The following is an 11,765-nucleotide window of genomic DNA, read 5'->3' as shown; positions in this document are numbered from 1 at the left end:
TCTGTGGTCCGTAAGTCCCCGGCATTTCCCCCTGCTCGGATGGAGCCGGATCCCGAGGCTTCATTGTTCGTGAACAACGCGCACAGGTATGCCGAGGGGGAATTTATGAGGACGCCGTCGTCTGCCGTCGGCCATCCGGCCGGCCAACCCTGGTGGAATGCCCAGCAGCCTTCCGGAATGCCGGTCCACCGCTACCGGCGCGCCGTTCCGCAGGAGCTGCCCGGGCCCGGCACGCCGCGCCCGTGGCTCGACCGCCCGCTCGACCGGGCGCCGTTGTGGAGCTCGGTGGACCTGCGGGACGGCAACCAGGCCCTGGCCAACCCGATGGACGGCAAACGCAAGCGGACGATGTTCGACCTGCTCGTCCGCCTGGGTCTCAAGGACATCGAGATCGGCTATCCCTCCGCCGCCGAGACCGAGTTCGCGTTCGTGCGCCACCTCGTCACCGGCGGCCACATCCCCGACGACGTCACCGTCTCGGTCTTCACCTCCGCCCGCCCGGACGCCATCGACCGCACCTTCGAGGCGATCCGCGGCGCGGACCGCGCCGTCGTCCACCTCTGCCACGCCACCGCGTGCCTGTGGCGCGAGATCGTCTTCCGCATGACGCCCTCCGAGGTGATGGCGCTCGCCCGCGACGGCGCGGAGCGCATGGTGCGCCTGGCCGACCGGGCCGGCGGCGACATCCGCTTCGAGTACTCGCCCGAGACGTTCAACGTCACCGAGCCCGGCTTCGCCCTGGAGATAGCGAACACCGTGGCCGAGATCGTCGACGCGACCCCGGAACGGCCGCTGATCCTCAACCTGCCGAGCACCGTCGAGATGCACGCGCCGGACGTCTTCGCCGACCAGATCGCCTGGATGGACCGCCACCTCGACCGGCGCGACTCCATCATCCTGTCGGTCCACCCGCACAACGACCGCGGCACCGCGGTGGCCGCCGCCGAGTACGCCCTGGCCGCCGGCGCCGACCGCGTCGAGGGCACCCTCTTCGGCAACGGCGAGCGCACCGGCAACGTCTGCCTGGTCACCCTCGCGCTGAACCTGTTCAGCCGCGGCATCGACCCGCAGCTCGACCTCTCCGACCTCCCGGCGGTCCGTCAGACCGCCGAGGAGTGCACCGAGATGGGCGTGCCGCCCCGCCACCCCTACGCCGGCGACCTCGTCTTCACCGCCTTCTCCGGCACCCACCAGGACGCCATCGCCAAGGGCCTGGCCCACCTGCGCGACCAGGCCGCGACGGCCGGCCGGGCGCCCGCCGAACTGCCCTGGGACGTGCCGTACTTGCCGATCGACCCGCAGGACATCGGCCGCAGCTACGAGGCGATCATCCGCGTCAACAGCCAGTCGGGCAAAGGCGGCATCGCGTACGTCCTGCGCAGCGGCTGGGGCCTCGACCTGCCCGTCGAACTGCGCGTCGAATTCGCCGCGGCGATCCAGCAGGTCACCAACGCGACCGGCGCGGAGCTGGAACCGCAGCGGATCTGGGACGCCTTCCGCGCCCAGTACTGCGACCCGGGCGGCTGGGCCGGCTTCACGGCGCCCGGCACGGTCACCGGCGACGACCCCGGCGACGCGGCGGACGCGGTGCTGGCCGCCGCCCGCGAGCGCGGCGTGCGCGCCGGGACGGACCGGCTGGAGCACGACGGCGCCGGGTCCGCGACCGGCGCCGCGCACGCCTGCTACGCCCGGATCCTCGTCGAGGAGCGGCCCGTGTGGGGCGTGGGCCTGGGCGCATCGGCCCGGGCCGCGGCCGTGAACGCGGTGTTGTCGGCCCTGCACCGCAGCGGGCTCAGACCCGAGGACAGCGCGCCCGAGCCGCAGCCGGCCGGGCCCAAGGAGGGAACCCGATGAGCGAACCGGCCCTGCCGGCCTACGTCGAGCTGGAGCCCGGCCGGTTCCGCGAGGACGCGGGCCTGGCCTACGAGGACTACGTCGTCGGCCACGTCTTCGAGCACCGCCCCGGCCGCACGATCACCACCACGGACAACATCTGGAGCTCGCTGCTCTGCCTCAACCTGCACCCGCTCCACATCGACGACGTCTACGCCTCGGGGACGCAGTTCAAGAAGCTGCTCGTGTCCAGCCTGGTGACGTTCGGGATCGTCAACGGCATGACGGTCAAGACCATCAGCCAGCGGGCCGTCGCCAACCTCGGCTGGGACAAGGTCAGGCTCAGCGCCCCCGTCTTCGTCGGGGACACGCTCTACGCCGAGACCACGATCACCGGCAAGCGGCCGTCCGGCTCCCGCCCCGGTGAGGGCATCGTCACCGTCCACACCGTGGGCCGCAACCAGGACGGGGTCCAGGTCATCGAGTTCGACCGCACCGTCCTGGCGGCCATGCGCCGGCCGGGCGCCCCGGCCACCGACCCCGGCCCTGAGACACCCGGTCCTGAGACACCCCGGTCCTGAGACCGGTCCCGAGACAGGAGACGCCCATGACGGTCCTACCGGTGATCAACCTGGAAGACGCCCTGCACGGCAACGAGGAGAAGGTCGCCGACGAGATCTCCCGGGCCTGCACCGAGGTCGGCTTCTTCATCGTCCGCGGCCACGGCATCGACCGGAAGGTCTTCGACGACGCCTACGAGCTGTCCCTCGGCTTCTTCGGCCGGCCCGCCGCCGACAAGGACGCCCTGCCGATGCGCACCAGCACGGCCCGCGGCGACAACGACTACAGCCCCTACGGCTACAGCGCCCTGCTGTCGGAGAACGCCTACGCCTACACCGGCAAGCAGGGCATGCCGTCCGACTACGTCGAGAAGTTCAGCGTCGGGCGCCTCGTCCTCGACGACTCCGAGGACCTGCCCTTCCCCGCCGACGAGCACGGAAGCGCGCTGCGCGCCGCCCTGAAGGCCTACTTCGCCGCGTGCGAGACGGTCTCCTCGCGGGTGACCGAGCTGCTGACCATCGCCCTGGAACTGCCGCGCGACTTCTTCGCCACCCGCACGGACCGCTCCAACGACTCGCTGCGCTCGCAGTACTACCCGGGCGTGCAGCGGGAGTTCCTCAACGACCAGGGCATGGGCGAGCACACCGACGGCACGCTCATCACCCTGCTCACCGAGGACGGCCCCGGCCTCCAGCTGCGCGACCTGTCCGGCACCTGGCTCGACGTGGACGTCCCCGAGCGCGACCACTTCATCGTCAACATCGGCGACCTCATGGCCCGCTGGTCCAACGACGAGTACGTCTCGACGCCGCACCGGGTGCGGCTCGTGGACCGCCCGCGCCAGTCGATCGTCTTCTTCAAGCTGGCCAACGACGACGCCGTCATCGAGGCCTTCCCGAAGTTCACCCGCGAGCGCCCCGCCACGTACGAGCCCATCCGCTACGAGACGTTCTCGCTCCAGAAGATGGACGCGCTCTTCGGACGGGAGGCCCGCTCGTGAAGGTCGACCCGTGCCTGTTCTACGTCCCGGCGTCACGCGTGGACACCCTGCTCAAGAACGTGCCGCGGGAATCCATCGCGCTCGTTCTCGACCTGGAGGACTCCGTCCCCAAGGACGCCAAGCCCACCGCCCGCGAGCAGCTCGGCACCGTCGACCTGACCGGGACCGGGCTCACCGGGGTCTCCATGCGCATCAACAGCATCGAGACGCCGGAAGGCCTGCTCGACATCCAGACCATCCTCGCCCTCGGCGGGCGCATCGGCGGCCTGCCCCTGCACACGGTGCTGGTGCCGAAGGTCGCCGCGGGCCGCGACGTCGCCATCTACCGGTCCCTGCTGGCCGGCCTGGACGACCCGCCCGAGATCTGCAGCTTCATCGAGACGCTGGACGCCGTCGAGAATGCCTTCGACATCGCCGCGGCCAGCGAGGGCCTCTGCTTCGGGCAGGCCGACCTGGTCGCCGAGATGTGGGCCCAGGACGAGAACTACCTCGCCCACGCCCGGTCCCGGATGTGCGTGGCAGCCTCCCGCTACGGCCTGCCGGTCATCGACACCAACTCCTTCGAGCTGTGGGACATGGACCTGGTCCGCGCCCAGTGCGAGGCCTCCAAGCAGTGCGGCTTCACCGGCAAGGCCGCCATCCACCCCAAACAGGTCGACACGATCGTCGAGACCTTCAGCGTCCCCCCGGCCGAGCTGGACGAGTACCGGCAGACGATCAAGGACTACGAAGCGGACGAACGCGGCTTCGCCGTCAGCAAGGACAGGGTCCTCGCCCCGCCCTTCGTCCTGCGGGCCCGGCGCATGCTCGCGCTGCACGACGGCATCGCCCGCCCGATCCGCTGACCCACCGAACCTACGCCGGCCCCGGTCCCGTACAACCGGGCCGGCACCCGTGGAGGACACTGTGAGCACCCCGATGACCGACGTCGCGCACCAGGCCATGGTCGACGTCTCCACGTACCCCGTCGAGCTGACCGACGGGCGCTTCGCCGGCGTGCCCGACGCGCTCGTCGCGCGCCTGGTGGAACTGGTCGCCGACGGCGCCGGCCTGGCCGTCTGCCACGGCGCGAGCGCCCTGCTCGACCGGCACGGCCTGGACATCCACCGCGAGGCCGACGCCGCCGCCGTGCGCGACTACTTCGAGGCGGTCTTCCGCGCCTTCGCCGCCGCGGTCGACCCCGCACCGCACTCGCCGCTGCCCATGGGCTACGACCAGGTCGCGAGCATGGACGTGGACGGCTTCAACAAGAACACCAGCTTCACGCCCAACTCCGACCACACCGAGTCGCGCGAGTTCCTGACCACCAAGTGCGTCCACTTCGACTCCGCCACGACGTTCATCGGCAACGTCTACGGCCCCAACACCAACATCGACGGCGGCCTGCCGATCGTGTGCGACACCAGCGCGTACTGCCGCGAGAACGGCGTCGACCCGGCCGACCTGATCGAGCTCATGCCGCACAGCTACAACGTCGCGGTCAAGCAGGAGCACACCGAGGCCGTCCTCGCCCGCCACGCCGTCGCCCTGGACGTCGACCTCAAGGGCGACATGGTCATGGTCGTCCTCAACAACGAGGTCGACGGCGGCCTCGCGCACGCCGGCTCGACACCGCGCCTCGCGGACCCGGCACAGCCCGGCAAGCGCCCCCTGCGCCACATCGAGCTCCAGTTCACCGACGGCGAGAACCTCAACAACTGGTACCGCCACTACCGCCTGGACATTCCCGAGGTCAAGGTCAAGGTGCCGGACCTGGACACCCCGGACCACAACCGCTACCACCGTGGTGTGGACACCGCCCTCGCCGCCCAGAGCCCCGCCACGCCCGGCAAGAGGCACGCCATGTCACTGCTGCACCGGCCGGACGCCCCGGCCATGAGCCCCGCCGACGAGGCCGAACTCGCGGACCTGCTCGACCTGCTGAACGCGGACGACTGGCCCGAGGACCTCTTCGAGGGCCGCACGTTCTACGACCAGTGGGGCACCCCGGTGGCCGCGGACGTCCGGGTGACCGAGCGCGAGGCGGGCGGCGTGCCCGCCTACGTGCTCACCCCGCCGGACGCCGACCCCGCCCGCATCGGCATCTGGCTGCACGGCGGCGGCTACGTGTTCGGCACGCAGACCAGCCACGGCAGCATGGTCGCCGAGGCCGCGCGCAGCGCCGGCTGCGCGTTCCTGCACCCGCAGTACCGCCGGGCCCCGGAGCACAAGTTCCCCGCGCCCGTCGAGGACGCCGTGGCCGTCTACGCGGCCCTGCTGGACGAGGGCCGGGCACCCGAGTCGATCGTCATGGCCGGCGACTCCGCCGGCGGCGGCCTCCTGCTCGCGGCCCTGCTCGCCGCCCGGGACCGCGGGCTGCCCATGCCCGCGGCCGCCGCCGTCGTCTCGCCCTGGACGGACCTGGCCGGCACGGGGGAGACCTTCACGACGAAGGAGGACATCGACCCGCTCATGTCCCGGTCGGTGGTCGACGACGTCGCCGAGGCCTACCTCGACGGAACCGCCCCCGAGACCCCGTACGCCTCCCCGCACTACGGCGACCCGCACGGCTTCCCGCCGGTGCTCATCCAGGTCGGCGAGCGGGAGATGCTGCACAGCGACTCCGAGCGGTTCGCCGCGAAGCTGGCCGCCGCCGGCTCCCCGGTCTCCATCGAGGTGTGGCCGGGCATGGTCCACGTCTGGCACATGCACCACTCGCGCCTGGCCAAGGCCCGCGAGGCGCTCGCGCGCCTGGGTGCCTTCCTGCGCGAGCCCGGCACGGCGGCGCCCCGCGAGGGCGCACGGAACGAGGGAAACTCATGAGCGACGACACCGTGACCGGCCCGGAGGCCGAGACGGTGATGGGACCGCACCGGTTCCGGAACAACCAGCGCATGGTCCCGGCCGGCGAGGCCGCCTGGAAGCTCGCCGGCGACCACGGGATGCTCGACATCCGCGTCGACGCCACGAACGGCCAGAACCGGCTGCGCGACGTCCGCACCGGGCACGAGTTCCTCAACCTCTCCTCGTGCTCCTACCTCGGCCTGAACAGCCACCCGACCGTCGTCGAGGCCGGCGTCGCGGCCCTGCGGGAGGAGCAGATCACGGGGCTGGCCATGGCCGAGTTCCGGATCCGCCTGGAGGCCGCGCACCGCCTGGAGGAGGAGCTCGCCGGCCTGTTCGGCGGGCCCGTCCTGCCGTCGATCTCCTGCGGCGTCACCAGCGCCGCCGTGCTGCCCCTGCTGGCCTCCGGGCACCTCACCGACAGCGAGCCGCTGGTCATGGTGTTCGACCGGTTCGCGCACTTCTCGATGAACTTCGTCAAGCCGGTCGTGGCCGACGAGACGATGGTGCTGACCAGCCCGCACAACGACATGCAGTTCCTCGAAGACGTGTGCCGCAAGTACCCGCGCGTGGCCTACGTGTGCGAGGGCGCGTACTCCACCGGCGGCCTCGCCGACCTGGAGGGCATCAAGTCCCTCCAGGAGAAGTACGGCATGTACGTCTATCTGGACGACTCGCACGCCCTCTCCACACAGGGCCCCAACGGCGAGGGCTACGCCCGGTCGGTGTTCCGGGAGCTCGACGAACGCACCATGATCGTCGCCTCGACCGCCAAGGCCTTCGGCAGCACCGGCGGCATCGCCATGCTCGGCTCGTCGAGCGTCTTCGACTTCCTCTACCGCTCCGGCCCGATGGGCTGGTCCCAGGGGATGCGCACCGGCGCCATCGGCACGACCCTGGGCAGCATCGCCGTCCACCGCTCACCGGAGCTCGGAGTGCGCCAGCGGCAACTCGCCGAGAACATCGCGATCTTCGACCGGCGGATGAAGGGCCGCGACGTCCGCGGCACCGGCTCGCACATCAAGTTCGTCACGGTCGGCGAGAACGAGAAGGCGGTACGGCTCTCCACCGAGCTCTACCGGCGCGGCTACTACTGCTCGGCGATGTTCTTCCCGGTCGTCCCGCGCGGCCGGGCAGGCGTCCGGCTGATGCTGCGGGGCGACATGACCACCGCCATGACGGAGGACTTCGTCACCGTCCTCGAAGACGTACTGGACGACGTGCTGGACGGGCCCGCATGACGGACTGCATGCGGATGACGGACCCCGCGGAGGCGCCCGGCCCCGCCTCCGCAGGGTCCGTGACCCTCGTCCGGTCCCTGGCCGGGGCCATGCGCGACGCGCTCCGCAGCGGCGCCGTGAGCCGGATGCTGGTCCCGCCGCGGGAGACCGTAGAGGACGCCGCGGGCGCGAAGTTCATCTCGATGCCCGCCGTGTCGCCCGACCACGACCTCTACGTCAACAAGGTCGCGACGATCGTGGCGTCCCCCGTACCGGGCCGCCGCGCGACCGTCACCTCCGTCGTGCCCGTGTTCTCCGCGTCCACCGGACGCTTCCTGGGCACGCTGGACGGCGACACCGTCACCAACCTCAAGTGCGCGGCCGTCACGGCGCTGGTGACGGACCGGTGCGCCGCCCCGGAGAGCCGGGTCCTGGGCATCATCGGGTCGGGCGTCCAGGCGCGCCAGCAGTACCTCGGCGTCTCCGCGGTGCGCGACCTCGCCGAGGTCCGGGTCTGGTCCCGCGACCCGGACCGCGCGGCGGCCTTCGCCCGCGACGTCGAGGAGATGGCCGCCGCCGGCGGCCGGCACGCCGGCGTGGTGGTGGCCCGGTCGGCCGAGGACGCCGCCCGGGGCGCCGACATCCTGTCGACGGCGACCACTTCGGTGCGCCCGCTGCCGATCGGGGACGGCCTGCCCGCCCACGTGCACATCAACTGCATGGGGGCGCACACCACCGCGTCGCGGGAGGTCTCCGCCGAGCTGCTGCGCAGCAGCGTCGTGATCGTCGAGGACCTGCGCACGGCGCTCGCCGAGGCCGGAGAGAGCCACGCCCGGGCGATCGAGCTCGACGCCCTCTTCGCCCCGGGCGCCGGGGAGTTCACCAAGCAGGGAACGATCTTCGCCTCGACCGGGTGCGCGTATCTTGATTTGATCACTTGTGCCCATCTGGCAGGGCGCGACGACTTCGAGGGTTTCCGGCTGACGGGTGCTGCCCCGTGAGCGCCGGTACGCCCCCGACCAAGGGAGGGAATCGCATGGCAAGCAAGGCGAACAGGGCGAACATCGGACGCGACGAGATCTCGGGCGCCCACGACGCGCAGATCCCGCGGAAGTTCCTCGACCTGATGGCCTCCGGCTGGCGCGAGGAGGAGGACATCGACCTCACGCCCGTAGCGCACGTTGCGCACCTCGCCCGCCGCCGGGCCCGGCTCTCCGCGGCCTTCCCGGGCGACACCCTCGTGATCCCCACGGGCAGCCACCGCTCGCGCACCTTCGGCGCCCCTTACGAGTTCCGGGCCGGCAGCGACTTCCTGTGGCTGACGGGCGATCAGGAGCCGCACGCCGTCCTGATCATGCACCCGGCGGCCACCGGCCACGACGCCGTCCTCTACGTACAGCCGCGCCTGGACCACCGGGCCGGCGCCGCGTACCTGGACCGGATGGACGGCGAGATCTGGCACGGCCGGCGCTTCTCCCCGGAGGAGAAGTCCGCCATCCTCGGCATCGCCACGCGCCCCCTGGACGAACTGCCCGCGGCGCTCGCCAAGGTGGCGGACTCGGACCGGACGCGCGTCCTGCGCGGCTACGACACCGGCATCGACGGCGGCCTGGAGCGCGGCGCGCTGCCCGCCACCGCCGAGAACGCCGAGCGCGACGCCATGCTCGCCAGCGTCCTGTCCGAGCTGCGGCTGGAGAAGGACGAGTGGGAGATCGCCCAGCTCCAGGAGGCCGTCGACGCCACGATCCTCGGCTTCGAGGACATCGCCCGGCGGCTGCGCCCCGACGCGCCGACCCCCGAGCGGTACATCGAGGGCATCATGACCTGGCGCGCGCGCATCGTCGGCAACAGCCTCGGCTACAGCTCCATCGCCGCCGGCGGCCCCCGCTCCACGATCCTGCACTGGTCGCACAACAACGCCGTCGTCGAGCCCGGGCAGATCCTGCTCATGGACATGGGCATCGAGAACAACAACGGCTACACCGCCGACGTCACCCGCGTCCTGCCGGTCTCCGGCACGTTCACCAAGGCCCAGCGCGACGTGTACGACATCGTGCACGCGTCGCGGACCGCCGGCCTCGCCAAGATGGCCCCCGGCACCGCCTTCGCGGAGATCCAGGCGACCTGCAACCGGGTGCTCGCCGAGGGCCTCGTCAGCCTCGGCATCCTCAAGGGCAGCGTGGAGGAGGCCATGGACCCGGAGTCGATCGCGTACCGCCGCTGGTCGCTGCACGGCTTCGGCCACATGCTCGGCCTGGACGTCCACGACTGCGGCCACGCCCGGCCCGAGCACTACGGCCGCGGCGTCCTGCGCGAGAACCACGTCCTGACCATGGAGCCCGGCCTCTACCTCCAGCCGCACGACGAGCTGGTGCCCGAGGAACTGCGCGGCATCGGCGTGCGCATCGAGGACGACGTCCTGATCACCGCCACCGGCAACCGCCTGCTGACCGAGGCGCTGCCGACCGAGTCGCACGAGGTCGAGTCCTGGCTCGCCGCCCAGCGCGAGGCGGGCCCCCGTGAGCCGGGCCTCGATGGCAACTGACGACGCCCGCGCGGCGCTCGTGGCGGACTCCGCGGCGGTGGCGAATCCCGCTGCCGTGGCGGAGTCCGCCGCCGAGGCGGAGTTCGACGCCCTCACCGGCCGGCTGGGCATCGAGGTGCCCGCCGACCTCAAGGGCGGCGTCCTCGCCGGCTACCGCGGGCTGCGGGACATGACCGCGCTGCTGCGGGGCGTGGAGACCGGCCGGACCGGCCGGACCGATCAGCACGGCCGTACGGGTGGGGAGATCCGTACGGGCGACGACGAGGAGAGACCGGGTGCCTGACATGCCCTCGGCTCGGCAGGCAACGGCACTGCACGAGCTGTCCGTTCCCGAGGCGGGGGCGCTCCTGCGGTCGGGTGAGCTCACCTCCGTCGAGCTCACCCGGCACGCCCTCGACCGGATCGCCCGGTTCGACCCCGCGCTGCACGCCTTCATCCTGGTCACGGAGGAGACCGCGCTGGAGCGGGCCGCCGCCGCCGACCGCGACCTGCGGGCCGGCACCGACCGCGGCCCGATGCACGGCATCCCGTACGCACTGAAGGACATCTTCGACGCGGAGGGCGTGCCCACCACGAACGCCTCGTGGCTGCGGACCGACGACGTGGCCCGCGCGGACAGCACGGTGGAGAGCCGCCTGCGCGCCGGGGGCGCGGTCGGGCTGGGCAAGCTGACCACCTTCGAGTTCGCGGTCGGCGGCCCCAGCTTCGACCTGCCGGTCCCGCCCGCCCGCAACCCGTGGAGCGAGGAGCACGTCCCCAGCGGCTCCTCGTCGGGTTCGGGCGCGGCGGTCGCCGCGGGGCTGACCCGCGTCACCATCGGCTCCGACACCAGCGGCTCCACCCGCGGCCCGGCGTTCCACTGCGCCGCGGTCGGGCTCAAGCCGACCTACGGGCGGGTGTCCGGGCACGGCGTCCAGACCCTGTCGCGGACGCTCGACCACTTCGGGCCGCTGACCTGGACCGTCGCCGACGCGGCCGCCGCGCTGCACGTGGTCGCGGGCGCCGACCCGGCCGATCCGCGCACCGCCGGCGCCCCGGCCCCGGACTGGATGTCCGCCCTGGGCCGCGGGGTCGCCGGGCTGCGCGTGGCCACGTCGCCGGGCTGGTACGCCGACGACCCCCTGACGATGCCGGAGATCACCGCCGGCATCGAGCGGGCGCTCGGCGTGCTCGGCGGACACGGCGCGTCCGTCGAGGAGGTCACGCTGCCGCCGTACGACGTGTTCAACGCGTGCGGGCGCGTCGTCTTCGCGGCGGAGGCCTTCGCGGTCCACCAGGACGACCTGCGCCGCCGGCCGCGCTCGTTCGGGCGCTACACGTACCAGCGGGTGATGCCCGGCGCCGGGATCGCGGCGGCCGACTACCTGCGCGCCCTGGACGTACGGCAATGGCTCAAGCGGCGGCTCGACGAGACCGTGTTCGAGCGGCACGACGTCCTGGTGACCGTGTGCGGCCAGACCACCGCGGCGCGCTGGAGCGACTTCCCCGAGAACTGGCCGCCGCCCAAGCTCGCCAACGACATGCAGACGATCCCCTTCAGCGTCACCGGCCATCCGGCCCTGTCGCTGCCGATCGGGTTCGCCGCGGACGGGCTGCCCATCGGCCTCCAGATCGTCGGGCGGGCCCACGACGAGGCGACCGTGTTCCGCGTGGCCGAGGTGCTGGAGGCGGAACTGGGGGAGCGGCACCGCCGCCCGCAGGGCATGGATACGGGCATCGGCCTCGGCCGCACAGGGGCGCCCGCAGGGCGTACAGGGGGGAACTCATGAGCCGTACAGCGAGC

General features: G+C 72.2%; 10 protein-coding genes. All 10 read left to right on the top strand.

The window, feature by feature from the left end:
• Window positions 1-177 precede the first annotated feature (177 nt).
• The 10 genes from D7231_RS27315 to D7231_RS27270 all read left to right on the top strand — a co-directional run bounded on the left by D7231_RS27315 (window position 178) and on the right by D7231_RS27270 (window position 11,751).
• Window positions 178-1,854, top strand: a complete 1,677-nt coding sequence (locus tag D7231_RS27315; RefSeq protein ID WP_199739470.1) for a 2-isopropylmalate synthase — start codon at window positions 178-180, stop codon at window positions 1,852-1,854.
• On the top strand, window positions 1,851-2,414 hold the full coding sequence (locus tag D7231_RS27310) for a MaoC family dehydratase (RefSeq protein ID WP_120758221.1): 564 nt from the start codon (window positions 1,851-1,853) through the stop codon (window positions 2,412-2,414). The genes D7231_RS27315 and D7231_RS27310 overlap by 4 nt, the downstream gene beginning before the upstream one ends.
• Window positions 2,415-2,440: 26 nt before the next feature.
• Complete coding sequence (locus tag D7231_RS27305) at window positions 2,441-3,394, top strand: isopenicillin N synthase family dioxygenase (protein ID WP_120758220.1); 954 nt, start codon at window positions 2,441-2,443, stop codon at window positions 3,392-3,394.
• Window positions 3,391-4,239 (top strand): HpcH/HpaI aldolase/citrate lyase family protein, encoded by an 849-nt coding sequence (locus D7231_RS27300; RefSeq protein WP_120758219.1) that lies wholly within the window; start codon window positions 3,391-3,393, stop codon window positions 4,237-4,239. Before D7231_RS27305 ends, D7231_RS27300 begins: the two co-directional genes overlap by 4 nt.
• A 61-nt stretch (window positions 4,240-4,300) precedes the next feature.
• Window positions 4,301-6,196 carry an alpha/beta hydrolase gene (locus D7231_RS37835; protein WP_120758218.1) on the top strand — a complete coding sequence of 632 codons (1,896 nt, stop codon included), beginning with the start codon at window positions 4,301-4,303 and terminating at the stop codon, window positions 6,194-6,196.
• Window positions 6,193-7,458, top strand: a complete 1,266-nt coding sequence (locus D7231_RS27290) for an aminotransferase class I/II-fold pyridoxal phosphate-dependent enzyme (RefSeq protein WP_120758217.1) — start codon at window positions 6,193-6,195, stop codon at window positions 7,456-7,458. The genes D7231_RS37835 and D7231_RS27290 overlap by 4 nt, the downstream gene beginning before the upstream one ends.
• Window positions 7,455-8,438 carry an ornithine cyclodeaminase family protein gene (locus D7231_RS27285; RefSeq protein ID WP_241999945.1) on the top strand — a complete coding sequence of 328 codons (984 nt, stop codon included), beginning with the start codon at window positions 7,455-7,457 and terminating at the stop codon, window positions 8,436-8,438. Before D7231_RS27290 ends, D7231_RS27285 begins: the two co-directional genes overlap by 4 nt.
• Window positions 8,439-8,473: 35 nt before the next feature.
• Window positions 8,474-9,982, top strand: coding sequence for an aminopeptidase P family protein (locus D7231_RS27280; RefSeq protein ID WP_120758216.1), 1,509 nt, complete (start codon window positions 8,474-8,476; stop codon window positions 9,980-9,982).
• Entirely contained in the window at window positions 9,972-10,265 is a 294-nt protein-coding gene (locus tag D7231_RS27275; RefSeq protein ID WP_120758215.1) for a hypothetical protein, read from the top strand. Before D7231_RS27280 ends, D7231_RS27275 begins: the two co-directional genes overlap by 11 nt.
• A 1-nt stretch (window position 10,266) precedes the next feature.
• Window positions 10,267-11,751, top strand: a complete 1,485-nt coding sequence (locus D7231_RS27270) for an amidase (protein WP_120758214.1) — start codon at window positions 10,267-10,269, stop codon at window positions 11,749-11,751.
• The last annotated feature ends 14 nt before the right edge of the window (window positions 11,752-11,765 follow it).

The organism is Streptomyces klenkii (genome assembly GCF_003626645.1).
In the GTDB taxonomy this organism is placed as follows: Bacteria; Actinomycetota; Actinomycetes; order Streptomycetales; family Streptomycetaceae; genus Streptomyces; species Streptomyces klenkii.
The sequence above is the reverse complement of the archived record's forward strand: the minus strand, read 5'-3'. Positions and strand labels throughout refer to the sequence as shown.